Annotated in this window: 14 protein-coding genes; 5 read left to right on the top strand and 9 right to left on the bottom strand. The window is 71.2% G+C overall.

The window, feature by feature from the left end; translation table 11 throughout:
• Window positions 1-40 precede the first annotated feature (40 nt).
• Entirely contained in the window at window positions 41-1,516 is a 1,476-nt protein-coding gene (locus ACZ6Z4_RS12660; protein ID WP_465562098.1) for a S8/S53 family peptidase, read from the bottom strand.
• A gap of 79 nt (window positions 1,517-1,595) precedes the next feature.
• Between ACZ6Z4_RS12660 and ACZ6Z4_RS12655 the strand changes: the two genes are divergently transcribed.
• Window positions 1,596-4,271, top strand: a complete 2,676-nt coding sequence (locus ACZ6Z4_RS12655) for a CHAT domain-containing protein (protein ID WP_465562096.1) — start codon at window positions 1,596-1,598, stop codon at window positions 4,269-4,271.
• Window positions 4,272-4,284: 13 nt separating this feature from the next.
• Here ACZ6Z4_RS12655 and ACZ6Z4_RS12650 read toward each other — a convergent pair whose 3' ends face one another.
• Window positions 4,285-4,749, bottom strand: a complete 465-nt coding sequence (locus ACZ6Z4_RS12650; protein ID WP_465562094.1) for a hypothetical protein — start codon at window positions 4,747-4,749, stop codon at window positions 4,285-4,287.
• Window positions 4,742-5,335, bottom strand: a complete 594-nt coding sequence (locus ACZ6Z4_RS12645) for an RNA polymerase sigma factor (protein ID WP_465562092.1) — start codon at window positions 5,333-5,335, stop codon at window positions 4,742-4,744. Before ACZ6Z4_RS12645 ends, ACZ6Z4_RS12650 begins: the two co-directional genes overlap by 8 nt.
• 229 nt (window positions 5,336-5,564) lie before the next feature.
• Here ACZ6Z4_RS12645 and ACZ6Z4_RS12640 point away from each other — a divergent pair, with 229 nt between their 5' ends.
• The 3 genes from ACZ6Z4_RS12640 to ACZ6Z4_RS12630 are packed head-to-tail and all read left to right on the top strand — an operon-like array spanning window position 5,565 to window position 7,478.
• Window positions 5,565-6,131 carry a hypothetical protein gene (locus tag ACZ6Z4_RS12640; RefSeq protein WP_465562090.1) on the top strand — a complete coding sequence of 189 codons (567 nt, stop codon included), beginning with the start codon at window positions 5,565-5,567 and terminating at the stop codon, window positions 6,129-6,131.
• Window positions 6,132-6,138: 7 nt separating this feature from the next.
• On the top strand, window positions 6,139-6,585 hold the full coding sequence (locus tag ACZ6Z4_RS12635) for a pyridoxamine 5'-phosphate oxidase family protein (protein ID WP_465562088.1): 447 nt from the start codon (window positions 6,139-6,141) through the stop codon (window positions 6,583-6,585).
• Window positions 6,582-7,478: an aldo/keto reductase gene (locus ACZ6Z4_RS12630; protein WP_465562086.1), complete on the top strand. Its 897-nt coding sequence runs from the start codon at window positions 6,582-6,584 to the stop codon at window positions 7,476-7,478. Before ACZ6Z4_RS12635 ends, ACZ6Z4_RS12630 begins: the two co-directional genes overlap by 4 nt.
• Here the strand turns inward: ACZ6Z4_RS12630 and ACZ6Z4_RS12625 are convergent.
• Window positions 7,475-7,936, bottom strand: a complete 462-nt coding sequence (locus tag ACZ6Z4_RS12625) for a winged helix-turn-helix transcriptional regulator (RefSeq protein ID WP_465562084.1) — start codon at window positions 7,934-7,936, stop codon at window positions 7,475-7,477. The genes ACZ6Z4_RS12630 and ACZ6Z4_RS12625 overlap by 4 nt on opposite strands.
• Window positions 7,937-8,023: 87 nt before the next feature.
• On the opposite strand from ACZ6Z4_RS12625, the gene ACZ6Z4_RS12620 reads away from it, so the two are divergent.
• A complete protein-coding gene (locus ACZ6Z4_RS12620) occupies window positions 8,024-9,229 on the top strand; it encodes an MFS transporter (protein WP_465562082.1) in 1,206 nt (401 codons plus the stop codon).
• Between the two features lie 23 nt (window positions 9,230-9,252).
• Here ACZ6Z4_RS12620 and ACZ6Z4_RS12615 read toward each other — a convergent pair whose 3' ends face one another.
• Genes ACZ6Z4_RS12615 through ACZ6Z4_RS12595 form a run of 5 tightly spaced genes read right to left on the bottom strand, consistent with a single transcriptional unit; the run spans window position 9,253 to window position 15,444 of the window.
• Window positions 9,253-10,323 (bottom strand): LacI family DNA-binding transcriptional regulator, encoded by a 1,071-nt coding sequence (locus ACZ6Z4_RS12615; protein ID WP_465562080.1) that lies wholly within the window; start codon window positions 10,321-10,323, stop codon window positions 9,253-9,255.
• A 9-nt stretch (window positions 10,324-10,332) separates the two neighbouring features.
• Window positions 10,333-12,297, bottom strand: coding sequence for a DUF2264 domain-containing protein (locus ACZ6Z4_RS12610; protein ID WP_465562078.1), 1,965 nt, complete (start codon window positions 12,295-12,297; stop codon window positions 10,333-10,335).
• 14 nt (window positions 12,298-12,311) lie between these two features.
• A complete protein-coding gene (locus ACZ6Z4_RS12605; protein WP_465562076.1) occupies window positions 12,312-13,220 on the bottom strand; it encodes a carbohydrate ABC transporter permease in 909 nt (302 codons plus the stop codon).
• Window positions 13,217-14,158 (bottom strand): carbohydrate ABC transporter permease, encoded by a 942-nt coding sequence (locus tag ACZ6Z4_RS12600; protein WP_465562074.1) that lies wholly within the window; start codon window positions 14,156-14,158, stop codon window positions 13,217-13,219. The genes ACZ6Z4_RS12605 and ACZ6Z4_RS12600 overlap by 4 nt, the downstream gene beginning before the upstream one ends.
• The gene (locus ACZ6Z4_RS12595) at window positions 14,155-15,444 is read right to left on the bottom strand and encodes an extracellular solute-binding protein (RefSeq protein ID WP_465562072.1); all 1,290 of its coding nucleotides are present in this window, start codon (window positions 15,442-15,444) and stop codon (window positions 14,155-14,157) included. Before ACZ6Z4_RS12595 ends, ACZ6Z4_RS12600 begins: the two co-directional genes overlap by 4 nt.
• Between the last annotated feature and the right edge of the window lie 40 nt (window positions 15,445-15,484).

The following is a 15,484-nucleotide window of genomic DNA, read 5'->3' as shown; positions in this document are numbered from 1 at the left end:
GAACAGCCCCGGCCGACCAGGCTGGGGCTGTTCTTGTTGTTCAGTGATCGCAGGAGCAGCCGCAGGAGTGCTGGCAGGGCTGGTGGCAGGCGCCGCAGATCTGGTGCGGCTGGAGGACCGGGCCGATGCCGAGCGCGGCCTGTGAGCGGGCGAAACGCAGGACCGCTTCGGTCGCCTGCGGAGCGTTCTCGCCGGTGCCGGACATCCGGGCGGCGATCATGCCGGCGACCAGGGGAGTGGAGAACGAGGTGCCGCTCCAGTTGGCCAGGCCGGCGAACGTGCGCTCCTCGTACGGCGACTCCTCGCACTTGTACTTGCCGGTGCCGAAGGCGTTCACCAGATCCTCGCCGGGCGCGTACACGTCGACCCAGTGGCCGTAGTTGGAGAAGTGGGCGCGGCTGTTGCCGTCCGCGGTCAGGGCGCCGACGCCGACCGTCCAGGTGTACGCCGCCGGGAACGTCGGGAGGTGGGTCTCGTCGTTGCCCGCCGGGGCGAGGACGGTGACGTTGAGGTACCGCAGCCGGTTGCGGTAGAACGCGTCGAAGGTGAGCAGCGGCAGGTGGTGCCGGGTGGCGCCGTCGAACTCGCAGACGATGATGTCCGCGCCGAGGTCGAGCAGGTCGCTCATCCGCTGGATGATCTCGTACTCGTACGCCATCCCGCCGTACAGCCGCCAGTCGATCTCCTTGGCCCGCTTGACGCAGACCTCCGCCTGCGGCGCCGTCGTACGGACGCAGCCGGCCACGAAGGTCCCGTGGCACGAGTACGCGCCGATCGGCTGGCCGGGCAGCGCGGCCGGGTCCGGGTCGCCGTACACGCCCTCCATCCAGGGCCACTGGTGCGTCGTCGCCTCGACCAGACCGCCGTCGACGACACCGACCAGTACGCCGCGTCCGTCCCACCCGTGCTTCCCGCAACAGATCCCGCTGCTGACCGGCGGCACCGGCGTCACCGAGCTCGACGGCACCTCGGCCGGCTCCGACGCCGGACAGGGATGGCCGTTGCCGTTCAGCGGCAGCGCCGCGCACGGCCTGGCGACGCCCTCGCCGATCGAGCGGTCCAGCCGGTCCAGCACGACCGGGGTCGACAGGGGATCGCTGTCGTCGTACCGGCCGTTCGGCTCGCCGGGGAACTCGCGGCCGCCGAACACGCCGGGACGGCCGGCCTCGACCGAGCGCGGGTTGCGGCCGTACCGCCAGACCAGGCCGGTGACCCCCTCGACGACCGGCAGCCGGTCGATCGCGACCTCCTCGGGGATGATCGGCCCCTCGGGGTCCTCCTTGCCGCGCCCCAGCGGCTCCTCGCGCAGCGCGCCGAGCACCAGCTCGACGTCCTCGGTCCGGACCAGCATGGTGTCGCGGCGGTAGAAGTACTCGGCGTACCCGAGCTCTTCCCAGTTGTACGGGTGCACGGCCGTGGTGCCGAACCAGCGCTCGTTGCCCGGCCCCGGGTCCTTGCCGTCCCGGTCCTCGATGATCAGGCGCAGGGCGTCCTTGAGCCGTTGGTCAGCCGACATGGTGGTTCCTCTCGACGGTGAAGCTGCAGGGGTGGGTCGTACTACGATCTGAGGACGTCCGGTGAGGGGAGGGCGGCCGGTGGCCGTGGACATCGACGACTTGCAGGCGCTCGCGCTGTCGCGGCCCACCGACGCGTTGCGGATCGCGCGCGAGGTGCTGGCGAACTCCCCGTCCGACGCCGAAGCGGCCGTGGCCCACCAGGCGATCGGCGTCGTGCACCGCGACTTCGGTGACATCCAGGAGGCGGTGACCGAGCTCAGGTCGGCGTACCGCTTCGCTCGCCGGGCCGGTGATCCGGACCGGGAGGCCGACGTCCAGGCCAGTCTCGGGGTCGCGCTGGTGATGGCCGGCCAGACCGACCGCGGCGTCGCGATGCTGGACGCGATCGTCCCCGGCCGGACCGGCGTGCACGCCGGCCGCATCCTGATCCGCCGGGCCTGGGTGCGCGGCGCCCTGCTCGGCCGGTACGACGAAGCGCTCGCCGACGCCGAGCAGGCCGTCGCGCTGCTCAGCGACGCCGGCGACCTGGTCTGGGAGGCCCGCGCGCTGACGCACCGCGCGATGGTGCTGCTGGCGATGGGCGCGATCGACCGCGCCGACCAGGACTACGCCCGCAGTGAGGAGCTGTTCTCCGACCGCGGCCAGATCGCCGAGTACGCCGACACCCGCCAGGCCCGCGGCGCCGCCGCCTTCGCGCGCGGCGACCTGCCGGCCGCGCTGAGGTTCCTCGACGACGCCCAGCGCGTGGTCGAGGAGGAGCTCGGCATCCTGGAGCCGGACCTGTACGCCAACAAGTGCCTGGTGCAGCTCGCGGCCGGTCTCACGCGCGATGCGCTCACCGAGATCGACAGTGCGCTGGGCCGGATCGAGCAGCAGCGCGGCTCGGACGCCCGCCGCGCGGAACTCCTTTACTGCGCCGCTCTCGCGGCCAACGCCAGCGGCGCGCGGGAGGTCGCCGAGAGCCGCGGCCGGGCCGCGCTGAAGCTGTTCCGCCGTCAGCAACGTCCGTGGTGGGCGGCCCGCGCGGAGCTGGCGCTGCTGCAGTCCCGGTACGACGGCGGCGACCGGACCGTTCGGCTGCTGCGCGCGGTCCAGCGAGTCAGCTCCGAGCTCGACCACCTGGACCCCGACCTCGCGACCGAGGCGCACCTGCTGACCGGCCGGCTCGCGTTCGCCCGCACGGATCCGGCCACGGCCGGCGAGCACCTGTCGATCGCGGCCGCCGCCCGCCACCGCGGGCTGCGGACGCGGGGTGCCGGCTGGCTCGCCCAGGCCACGCTCCGCCAGGGCGAAGGCCGGTCGCGCGCGATGCTGGCTGCTTGCCGGCAGGGCCTGAGCCTGATCGAGGTCTACCTGCGCACGCTCGGCGCGACCGAACTGCGCGTGCTGGCGACGGCGCAGGGCTCCGAACTCGCCGCGATAGCGCTGCGGTACGCCGTACGACGGCACAACGCGCGGCAGGTCCTCGAGTGGAGCGAACGCTGGCGAGCCACCGTGCTGGCGATCCCGCCGGTCCGCCCGCAGGAGGACGACGCGCTGGTCGCCGATCTGGCCGCACTGCGCGGCCTCACCCACCGCCTCGAGGCCAACTACGACCACGGCCCGGCCGCCGGCCCGCTGCAACGCGAACGCCGTCGCCTCGAGTCGTCGGTACGCCGTCGCGCGCTGCTTGCGCCGGGGACGGTCGAGGCTGGGCCCGAGCGCGAGCGGTCTGGCGGCGCCCGATCCGAGGGGGAGCGGTCCAGCGACGGCCGGGCCGGCGGCGACGCTGCACGGACTGCCCGCCCGTTCCACACCGCCGATCTGCTCGAACACCTCGGGCCGCGCAGCCTGATCGAGCTCACCGAGGTCGACGACCAGCTCTACGCCCTCGTGGTCGCGCGCGGCCGCGTGCATCTCGACCTCGTCGGGCCGGTCGCGCCGGCGACTCATCGCCTGTCCCATGCGTTGTTCGCGCTCCGCCGTGAGGCGTCCGGCCGCGGCACGAACCAGCTCGACCTCGACGCGATCGGCGCGCGGCTCGAAACGCTGCTGCTCGGATCCTCGGTCCGGCACCTCGACGACGGCCCGGTGGTCGTCGTACCGACCGGTCGGCTGCACGCGGTTCCGTGGAGTCTGCTGCCGTCGTTGCGGGACCGGCCGACCTCGGTGGCGCCTTCCGCGGCGGCCTGGCTGCGGGCCCGCAAAGCAGTGCCGCCGACGACCGACCGAGTCGTGCTGATCGGCGGCCCGAAGCTCTCGACAGGACACGAAGAAGTCCGGCGACTCGCACAGCTGTACCCCGACGCGGTCGTGCTCACCGACGGCGCCGCCACGGCCGAGGCCGTCCTGAAGGCGATCGACGGTGCGGCCCTCGTCCACGTCGCGGCGCACGGGACGTTCCGCGCGGACAGCCCGTTGTTCTCGGCGCTCCAGCTGGATGACGGGCCGCTCACCGTGTACGACCTCGAACGGCTGCAGCGGGCTCCGCATCGAGTGGTGCTGTCGAGCTGCAGCTCGGCGGTCGGCAGCCCGAGCGGCGCCGACGAGCTGCTCGGGCTGGTCAGCGCGCTGGCCGCCCTCGGCTCGGCCGGCGTGGTCGCGAGCGTCGTACCGGTGAACGATCCGGGGACCGTCCCGCTGATGCTCGATCTGCACGTGCGGCTGCGGTCCGGAGACGGGCTCGCCGAGGCGCTCGCCCTCAGCCGTGCGGCGGCCGGCACGAGCCGGTTCGCGCGGACGGCCGCACAGTCGTTCATCGCGCTGGGAGCCTGATCGCCGGTCACTGTCAGGGCGACACCAGACCGGTGGTGATCGTCGTCCCGGAGTCGGTCCGGCAGGTGAGCCGGAACGGGCGGTCCGGCACCGGGCGGACGACGAAGAACCCGAACTCGTCGACCGTCGCCGTCCCGAGATCCTCCGAGCCGGCCGCGAGACTGACCGTCCCGCCTTGCGGCGGACTGAGCTGCCCGAGCAGCTCGTCCGGGGTCAGCTCCAGCTCGATGCTCACCTGGTCCGACGCGAACGTCAGCCGCCGCAGCGCCGCGCTCTCGGCGGCCCGGGTGACGTCGACGGCTTCGCGTTCCCACGCGGAGTCGTAGGTCAGGGCGGCGAGCTCCGCGTCGATCGTGCGCCACGCGTACACGGCCTTGCCGGCCGCGACGAGACTCGGCGGCACGTCGCGCGCGCTCACCAGCGCGTCCTGCAGAACTTCGAGCAGCCGGTCGTCGTCGGTCCACCACTGGTCATCCATGCTGCTCACCTCCGTCCTCGATGGGGCCGATCAGTGCGGCCAGCGCCGGGGTCTGGCGCAACCGGTCCAGGCAGCGGGCCCGGTTCGGGCCGATGCTGCCGATCGGCATGTGCAACTTGTCGCTGATCTCTCGGTACGCCGGCGGGGGGTCCTGCACGAGCATCGACAGCAGCAGCCGGCATCGCTGCGACAGCTGCCCGAACGCGGTCCGGACGGTGGTACGGCGTTCGTGCAGCAGCAGTTCCTCGTCGAGCGGGACCTCGTCGTACGGCGCGGCCGCGAGCAGCTCGACCGGGTCGGCCGGCTCGGTCCGGTGACCGGCGCGCACCATTCGCAGGCACTCGTGCCGAGTTGTGGTCGCGATCCATCCGGGGAGCGCTGCCGGTTCCCGCAGGCCGGGCAGGTGCTCCACCAGCAGCAGCCACACGCTCTGACCGATGTCGTCGATGTCCGCGGTCGACAGGCCGAAGCGCCGGCAGATCGTCCAGACCAGCGGTGCGTACCGCTCCACCAGGTCGTCCCAGGCACCGCGGTCCCCGTCGCGGGCCCCGGTGACCATGCGGATGACGGCCGGGTCGTCACGCATCGCCGTCCTCCTCGTTCGTCGTCTCCGGACAGTACCGCCGCCGCGGCGCGAAGTCCCTCCCTCCCACGGACTTCCCGCCGCGCCGGCGCCCCGGACCCTCCCCCCGAATGGGTCCCTCGCAGACTCGGAGGCCGCGGCGGGGGTCCTGATACATCGAACGGCCGACGTATTTTCGCCGGACCCCGCGCGCTCCGTGCAGATGGACGGCAGTTCTGAACGGAGGCGTCCGATGACCAGAGCACTGAAGCCCACCGCGCCGCGGCACGTCCGCGGTCCGGCGTCGAAGGGGACGGCCTGGTGGCAGGTCGTGGTGGTGAACATCGCCGAAGCCGTCGCGGCGCTGCTCGCGCTGATCACGGCGTACGGTCTGGCCGAACGGCTGGTGGCCGACCAGGAGGCGGCGGGACCGCACACGGTGGCCAGCCGGACGTTCGACTGGTGGATCGTCGACGTCCCGGTCACCTTGAACATGAGCCTGCTCGTCGTCGGTGCGGCCGCGGGTGCGGTCGGCAGCGTCATCCGGCAGAGCATGACGCTGACCCGGCGGACCAGGAGCGCCGCGGGCCGGTCGATCTGGTGGTACGTCCTGCGCCCGCTGTGGTCGGCGCTGCTGGGCTCGGTCTCGGTGATCGCCGTCAACACCGGGCTGATCAGCATCGGCGACGAGACCACGTCGAGCGCGGGCATCGCCGTCCTGGTGCTGACCGGTTGTCTGGCCGGTCTGTTCACCGACCAGGTCCTGCGCCGCCTGCGGAACATGGTCGACCGCTCCCGGACCGGCGCGCGCCGGGGATGATGGGTGGATGAACCCACCGGACATCGCTCGCCGCATCATCGCCGCGAACAACTACCTGACGCTGGCCACGGCCGACGCCGAGGGGCGGCCGTGGGCGTCGCCGGTCTGCTACACGCCGTCGGGCACCGACTTCTACTGGGTGTCGCGGCCGGACAGCCGGCACTCGCAGAACCTCGCCGTCCGGCCGGAGGCGGGGGTCGTCATCTTCGACTCGCAGGTGGCGCTGTTCCGGGCCGAGGCGGTGTATTTGAGCGTGCAGGCCGCTGAGGTCTCCCTGGGCGAGCTGGAGAAGTGCTCCGCGATCTACAGCGCGCGGTTCCCGGAACTGGATGCGTTCGGCCCGGATCGACTGCGGGGGCCGGCGCCGTTGCGGCTGTACCGGGCGAGCGTCGTCGAGGCGTCGGTGCTGCTCGACGACGACGGCCCCGACTTCCGCGTCCCGGTCACGCTGTGAGCGGCGCGGATCGCGACCCGCTCGTCAGCGGAGGCCCGCTCGGCGGCGGCCCGCTGGTCAGCGGTGACCCGCTCGGCGGCGGCCTGCTCACCGGTCGGGTCGCGCTCGGTGTGGCCGGACTTTCCTTCGACCCGCGGGACCGTGCGACCGATGTGGCGACGCTTCGGGCCGGGATCGCCGCGGGTGCGGCGATTCTCGACACTGCTCGGGCTTACACCCGGGTGGACGAGCCGTCGTACGGCGAGGAGCTGGCGGCCGAGGCTGCGCGGGGATCCGAGGTTCTGGTCGGTACCAAGGGTGGGCACTCGCGCACGAGTGTCGACACCTGGGACGCCGACATCAGCGCGGCGCGGATCCGCGCCGACGTGGAGGCGAGCCTGCGGGTGTTCGGGCGGCTCGACCTGTTCTACCTGCATCGCGTGGATCTCGCCGAGCAGCCGGTGGAAGAAGGGGTGGGTGCGCTCGCAGCGCTGCGGGACGAGGGGAAGGTCGCGCGGATCGGGCTGTCGAACGTCAGCGTGACGGATCTGGAGCGGGCGGCGGCGGTGGCTCGGATCGACGCGGTGCAGAACCGGCACAGCGCGATGGGACGCGAGTCCGCGGACGTACTGGCGTGGTGTGAGGCGAACGACGTGGCGTTCTTTGCCTACTCGCCGTTGCGCGGATCTACGCCGGCGCGGGGTTCGACCTGGCCTCGGCTGGAGGTCGAGGCGGTTGAGCGCGGGGTCTCGGTGCAGCGCTTGCAGTTGCGGGCGTTGCTCGCCTCGTCGCCGGTGCTCTCGGTCGTCTCCGGCGCGACGCGGCCGGAGACCGTGCTCGACTCACTCGCCGCCGAGAGCGAACCGTGGGACGCCGACCTGGCGGCGGCGTACGAGGCCGATCTGAACGGCTAGAAGTCGCGGTCGTTCGTGCGGTGGGCGACCAGGCGCCCGGCGTCGACGGTGTCACCGCTGTCGGTGACGAAGGCCAGGCGGACCGGCGTACCGGTGTCGCCGACGGCGTAGCTCGGTGAGGTGCCGTCGGGGCGCGGGCGGCGGGTGCGGCCCCAGTCGCTGAGCGCGGCGATCACCAGATTGAGGCTGCGACCGGTCTCGGTCAGCACGTACTCGTCACGCGCCCGCGTGCCTTCCTCCTGGTACGTCCGGCGCGTCATCAGGCCCTCGTCGATCAGGAACGCGAGCCGCTGGGTCAGCAGGTTCGGGGCGACGCCGAGCGCCTCGCGGAACTCCTGGAACCGCGTCGACCCCTCGATCAGGGCCTCGCGCAGGATCAGCAGCGTCCAGCGGTCGCCGAGCACCTCCAGGCTGCGCGCGATCGAGCAGGTCGAGTCCTTGCCGAGCGATTTGGGCATCCGTCCGTCCTCCGAGCTGAGTTATGAAAGTATACCCAGGGGGTGCTAACTTCAAAAAGTAAACCCAGATACTTCATGGAGGACCTCTTGCGATCGCTCAGTGAGCGCGCCAGTTTCTGGACCGCCGGCGCGGTGGTCGCGCTGGCGCTGTGGACCAGTGCGTGCCCGACGATGATCTACCCGCTCTACCAGGCCGACTGGGGCGTCACCTCGACGACGGTCGCCTGGATCTTCGCCGCGTACCCGATCGCGCTGATCCCGGTGCTGGTGATCTTCGGCGACCTGTCCGACCACATCGGCCGGCGGGCGACGATCCTGCTCGGCCTGGCCGCCGAGTTGATCGGCGTACTGCTGTTCGTACTCGCCCGCGACGTCACCTGGCTGCTGATCGGCCGCGCCTTCATGGGTCTCGGCGTCGGCCTGTCGCTGAGCCCGGCGAGCGTGGCGATGGTCGAGTTCAGTACGGCGGGCGCCGAGAAGCGCGCCGGAGCGATCGGTACGGCGGTGTCGGCGTTCGGGATCGCGCTCGCGATGCTGGTCGGCGGCGGCCTGTCGGAGTACGCCGCCTACCCGCTGCGGCTGACGTTCGTCGTCCTGGCAGTGGTGATCGTGGTCGTCGCCGCCTTCGCGTTCGGACTGCCGCGGCACACCCCGAACGAGGACAGCTCGCGCTGGCGGGTCCGCGCGATCGTCATCCCGCGCGGCAACCGCGGCATCTTCGCGGCCGGTTCGATCGCGTTCGCGTCGTCGTTCGTGCTCGGCTCGCTGGTGCTCCCGCTCGGCGCGAAGATCGCACATCAACTCGCCGGCTCCGACAACGCACTGGTGACCGGCGCGCTGCTGTCGGTCTTCGCGCTGTCGATCGCCGTCACGGCCTTGCTCGCGAAGCGCCTGGACATCTGGACCACCGTCATCCTCGGCGCGGTCTTCTCGGCCGGCGCGGTCTGGTTGTTCGTCGTCACCGGCACGGCGCACTCGGTCGTCGTCTTCTTCCTCGCCTCGGCCTGCGCCGGCATCGGGTACGCGTTCGACTTCGCCGGCGGCCTCACCATCCTGAACCGGTACGCCGCCCCGCACCACCGGGCAAGCATGGTCTCCGGCGGCTACCTGGTCGGCTACCTGTCCCAGGGCATCGGCGCACCGGCCCTCGGCGCGATCGTCACCGCCAACGGCCTGATGACCGGCCTGCTCACCGGCGCGATCGCGTTCAGCGTCGTCTTCGCGGTCTCCCTGACCGGCGCACTGCTGGTCAGCCGGACACTGCGTTCCCGGGCTGTTGCCGTAAGCAACTAGAACGGCAGTACGGCGCGCGGCCGCTAGCTGCTCTGACGGGTCAGCGGACGAACCGACGTACGGATGACGATGTGGGTGCCCAGCAGCTGGCGTTCCCGCCCCGACCCGGGGGCTGGGCGCTCGACGGCGAGCCGGACCGCCGCTTTGCCCAGCTCCTCGTGCGGCATGTAGACCGTCGTGAGCGGCGGCGACAGCTCCTGGGCGACCGGGATGTTGTCGTAGCCGACCAGCGAGATGTCGTCCGGCACGCTCAGGCCGTGCTCCTTCAACGCCGCCAGAGCCCCGGACGCCATCACGTCGTTGTGCGCGAAGATCGCCGTGAACTTCAGCCCGTCCGCGAGCGCCCGCTGGCAGCTCTGGTACGCCCCGCTGCGGTCGGCCGAGCTGGCGAGGACCAGCGCGGGATCGACCTCCACGCCGAAGTCGGCGAGCGCTTGCTGATACCCGTCGACGCGACCCAGCGTCGTGGTCGACCGCTCCGGCCCGGTCAGCGTGAGGATCTGCCGGTGGCCCATCGACAGCAGATGGCTCGTCGCCGCGTAAGCCCCGCCGCGGTTGTCGTACTCAACCACCAATGCAGGCACCCCGGCAGGCAGCGGCGGCCGACCGCACAGCACCAGCTGCGATCCCTTCGCGTGCAAGGCCCGCGCGTGCGCCGCCATCCGCTGCTCGTACTCGTCGGTGACCTCGACTCCACCGACGACGATCACCGCCTCGACGTCGTCCTGCTCCTCCAGCCGCGCGAACACCTCGTCCTCGCGCCGCGTGTCGCGACCGGTGATGTAGACCGAGCTGAGTCGCCCGTAGTCAGCGGCGGCCTCGGCGACCCCGGTCGCGACCAGGCTGCGCAGCGGCGACACCACATCCGAGACCACCATCGCGATCAGCGACCCGGCCGGGCTCCGCTTCGTGGCCCGCGTCGTGACGACGTAGTTCAGCTCCTCGACCGCCTGCAGCACCTTCGCCCGCGTCAGCTCGGCGACCGGGTAGTCGCTCGTCAGCGCCCGCGACGCGGTCGCGACCGACACCTGCGCCCGCCGGGCCACGTCCCGCAGCGTCGGTCCGTTCCGCCGCGCCCCCTCGATCTCACCCATCCGTACTTCTTACCTGATCCCGGTGAAAATATCGTCCAGGTCGAAGGCCTGTTCCTGATCGGGCCAGCGAACCGTGACCACGCCACCGTCGACCGAGGCCGCCACCTCCTCGGACACGGCCACCCCGCTCAGCGAAGCGGAGGCGACGTACACGGTGTTCTCGACCGACGTCGTCCCGAGCAGCTCCGGCACGACCGCCCACTCCCCGTACGCCGTCCCGTACGGCGCCGGCTGCGTCCCGGCCGACTCCCACCCGTGCAGACCCGACAGGGTCGACCGCAGCCCGCGGGCCTCGACACCCACTGTCGTTCCCGTCTGCCCGATCTCCAAGTCGTGCGGATGCGCAGCGGCGACCGCCCACCCACCAAGCCGAAGCGGTAGTGACGGCGGCACCCGGACCAGCCGATGGATCCGCACCTCGAGCGCACCCCGTACCGCGGTCACGCTCTCGATCCGCGCCGACGGCAGCACCGGTCCGCCGTCCGCGGTGTCGCTGCCCTCCCACGGCCCGTACTGCGGGAAGCGCGGCGCGTGCCACGACGCCGCCCAGTTCTCCCCGGTCGCCACACGGTGGATCCGCCGCCGCGCGCTCCACACCCGCCGGATCCGCACCTGCAGATCGTTGTCGGCGGGGTCGTGCAGCGACGTCGGCCCGGTCCGCGTCGAGTAGCCGAACCGCGCGTACAGCGGATCCGGCGCGCCCGCGTCGGCCGCGTCCGGCTTGAGGTGGTCGTTGCCGTGGTTGTGCACGCGCACCAGACCGTCAGCAGCCGTCGTCTGGATCAGCAGCCCGACACCGAGCGACCGGACATGATCGCCGGAGTCGGCGGGCAGCGCCTCCTCGGTCGCCGTCCAGACTGGGTGGTCGGCCGGCAGCATCAGCGCGAGGAAACCCTTCGAAGCCCAGTACGGCGAACCCGGCCCGGAGTACCGCTGGATGCTCGGCAGGTGCTCTCCGTGCCACCCGAGCGACAGTACGCCGTGCTCGGTGATCGACCCGCGCTCGACGAAGTACCGCAGCCCGGCCGACAGGATCCGGCGCGACTGCCCTGGCGTGAGCGGGGTCCGACCCACCGCCTCGCCGAGTGCCACCGCCGCGAGGGTCGCGGTCCGGTACGTCATGCTGCGGCCGTAGTACAGGGGAGAGCCGTCGCGGTCGAACGTCCGGCTGAAGCTGCCGAGGAACTCGTCGAGCCGTGGCCCGAGTTTGTCGGCGAGCGCGGTCAGCCCGCGCAGGTGCGCGTGCAGCACCGGGTACAAATGTATCGCCCAGCCCACGTAGTGGTCGTAGGCCTCGCCGGCGCCGTCGGAGTACCAGCCTTCGCCGCGGTACCAGACCTCGATCAGCCCGAGCGCCCGGTCGAGCACGTACTGCGTCTGCTCGTCGCCGCGGCCGACGCCTTCGAGGAAGCTCGCGATCGTCGCGGGGAACAGGTACCAGTTGTTGGGCGACGGCTCCTTCTCGATGGTCGCCCGGAACCACGCCGCCAGCCGGTCCTGCTCGTCCGGCTTCAGCCGCCCCCAGCTGTCGTCCTTGGTGAGGTGCAGGCTGAGCGCGATCCCGGCGGCCTCGACGTGCGGCTGCCCGGTCCGGCCGACGTGCCCGACCTCCGGCCAGGACTCGTGGTCGTCGGCACCGACCGTGCGGGTCCCGGCGACCAGGCCGTCGACGTACGCCTGGAGGTGGTTGTTGCGGTCGGCACCGCCGGCGTGCAGGAAGGCGGCCAGCAGGAACGTCCGGGCGAAGCCCTCCAGCCCGTCGGTCGCCGGGCCCTGCTGGGATGGGCGGCCGGGGAAGTTGATCCGGGCGCCCTGCGGCGACCGGTACGCCGCGGCCGCCGTGAGCAGGTGGTTGGCGACCGCGATCCAGTGCTCCCGGGTGATACCGGTGTACGGGCTGAGCGTCCGGTCCTCCGGTGGGAGCAGCGCGGCCAACGGTCCGGTCACGTCCAGCGGAGCGAGTTCGGGCTTCATCGAGTGCCTCTCTGTCATCCCTTGATCCCCGACGTGGCCATGCCGGCGATGAAGTAGCGCTGGCCGAAGACGAACAGCAGGATCATCGGCAGCGTAGCGAGCGCGGACATCGCCATCAGGAACGGCCACTGCACGCTGCCCTGGCCCTGCGCGAAGGTGGCCAGCCCGAACTGCAGCGGGCGCAGGCTCTCCGAGCTGGTCGCGACCAGCGGCCAGATGAACCCGTTCCAGGCCGACTCCACGTTGAACAGCGCGATCGTGACGAATGCCGGTGCGGCCAGCGGCGCCATGATCCGGAAGAAGATGCCGAGCTCGGTGACGCCGTCGACCCGGGCCGCGTCGGCCAGCTCGGCCGGCAGCGAGACGAAGAACTGCCGGGCCAGGAAGGTGAACAGCGGCGCCGACACGAACGGGACGATCAGCGCCGCCCAGGTGTTCAGCCAGCCGGTGCCGCCGTGGCCGAGGATGTCGTTGCCTCCGGCAAGCGGAATCCGCCGGACGACCAGGAACAGCGGCACGATCAGGACCTGGAACGGCACGATCAGCAGCAGGATGAAGTAGTTCAGGATCCCCTTCCGGCCGCGGATCGGCAGCTGCGCGAGGGCGTAGCCGGCCGCCGTGCAGAACAGCAGGACGGGAATGGTCTGGCCGACCACGACGATCAGGCTGTTGCGGAAGTACGTCGCGAACGGCGCTGCCTTCAGCGCGTTGACGTAGTTCATCCACTCGACGTGGTCGGGGAGCCAGGCGAAGCCGTTCACCTCGTTGAGGGTCTTGAACGAGGTCAGGATCATCCAGAGGAACGGCACGACCATGAGGAAGCCGCCGACCGCGAGCACGACCATGAGGACGGTCTTGCCGGCGGTCAGCCGGTCCGCGCGGTCGCGGCGTACGGCTGGTCGGGTGACGGTGGCGGTGCTCACAGGTCCTCCCGGTTGCCGCGCAGGCTGAGGCGGCCGAGGCTGATCAGGATGCCGACGAAGACCAGCATCACGACGGTCTCCGCCGAGGCATAGCCGATGTGCAGCCGCTCGAAGGCGTTGCTGAAGATGTCGAAGGTGAGCACGTTGGTGGCGTTGGCCGGGCCGCCGCCGGTGGTCACGTAGATCAGGTCGAAGACCTGGAACGAGCTGGCGATCGACGTGACCAGGACGAAGAAGTGCACCGGCGCGAGCCCGGGCCAGGTGACGTTCCAGAACGTCTGCCACTTCGAGGCGCCGTCGAGCTCGGCGGCCTCCAGCAGATCGGGGGAGATGCTCTGCAGGGCGGCCAGGTAGATGATCATCTTCGCGCCGAGGCCCTGCCAGATCCCGACCAGCATCAGCGCCGGCAGCGCGACGTCGGGGTCGGTGAGCCAGCCGGAGCGGGCGACGCCGAAGAACGCGAGCACCTGGTTGCCCAGGCCGGCGGCCGGGTTGTAGATCCACAGCCAGACCGCCGCGACGGCGACGGTCGAGGTGACGACCGGGATGTAGAACAGCGTCCGGAACAAGGCCCGGCCGGGGATCTTCTGGTTCAGCCCGATCGCGACGGCGAGCGAGACCGCCATCGCGACCGGAACCACGGCGACCGTGTAGAGCAGCGTGTTCTTCAGCGCCCGCAGGAAATCCGCGTCACCGAACAGGTCGAGGTAGTTCTGGACACCGATCCACTTGCCCTGACCGGCGACCCGCGCGTTGGTGAAGCTGAGGTACACCGCCATCACGCCCGGGATCGCGATGAAGATCACCGAGTGCACCAGCGACGGCGCTAGCAGCATCCACCCGGCCCGCGCCTTCGCGCGCTCGACCCCGTTGCGGCGGCGCCGCTCCGGTCGCGGCTGAGCCGCCGCGACCGGGCGAGCGATGGTCTGGGTGCTCATTTGCGGGCCACACCGTCCAGCTCCTTCAGCACGTCCTGCGGCGACTTGCGGCCGAGGATGACCTCGTCGAGCGACGGGCCGAACTTGGAGCGGAAGTCGAGGAACGTCGCGCCGCCGTACTCGAAGACGGCCTTGTCCAGGTTCTTCCAGGCGAACGAGCCGGCCGGGTTGGCCTTCACGAACGCACTGTCCCCGGCGGTGCTGCTGATCGGGACGCCGACGTCGAGCTTGGAGATCGCCTCCTGCGACTTCTGGTCCTGCATCGCCTTCACGAACGCCAGCGCGGCCTGCGGGTACTTGGTGCCCTCGCCGACGGCGGCGACGCGGCCGCCGACGTACATGACCTCCTTGCTGTCCTTCAGGTTGAAGTAGACGAGGTCCTTGCACTTGTCGCCGATGCCTTCGCCGCCCTTGCCGCAGTCGACGTACGGGCTGGCGAAGCCCATCGCGGCCTCGCCGGTGGTGACCAGCGCGGTCTTGGCGCTGTTCTGGTAGCCGTACGTCGAGGTCTTGTCGACGCTGACCATGTCGTGCACCAGCTGCAGCGCGTCGATCCCGGCCGGGCTGTCGAACGTCGGCTGCCCGTCCGCGTCGAACATCTGGCCGCCCTTGGCACCCATGAACGCGACGAACTGCTGGCGGTAGTTGCTGGCCGGGGCCCAGAAGTCGAAGCCGGTCCGGGTGATCTGGCCCTTGGCGTCGCGCTTGGTCAGCTTCTTCGCGTCCTCACGCAGCTCGGCCAGCGACTGCGGCGGCTTGGTGGGGTCGAGGCCGGCCTCGGTGAAGGCGCTCTTGCTGTACGCCAGCAGCCGCGGGTTGGCGACCACCGGTACGGCGTACAGGTCGTTGTCGAACTTCATCGGCGGGACGAAGGCCGGGTACACGGTCTTCTCGAGCTCGTCGGTGCTGACGCCGAGCTTGGTCAGCGACTGGATCGCGCCCAGGTCGGCGAGCGGCTGGACCCAGCCGATGCCCGCGCTGACCACGTCGTAGTTGCTACCGGCCGAGAGCGCGGTGGAGATCTTCTGGTTCAGGTTGTCGTACGGGACGAAGTCGGGCTCGACCTTCATCTGCGGGTAGGTCTTGTGGAAGATGTCGACGATCCCCTGGAAGACCGCCTGGCCCTCGTTGTCGGCGGAGAAGTTCGGCACCACCACACGCAGGGTGCCGGTGGCGGTCGCCGGGTCCTGGCCCTCCTGCCCGCCGTCCTCACCGGAGGAGCAACCGGCCAGCACTGTCGTCAGCGCGACGGCCAGCGCGGCCGCGGCCTTGAGTCCTCGCTGCATGTCCTTCACCACTTCCTGTCGGCGGCCGCGTCGATCGGGC

The organism is Kribbella sp. NPDC104740 (assembly GCF_055583505.1).
This window is presented reverse-complemented; position numbering and strand designations above follow the sequence as displayed.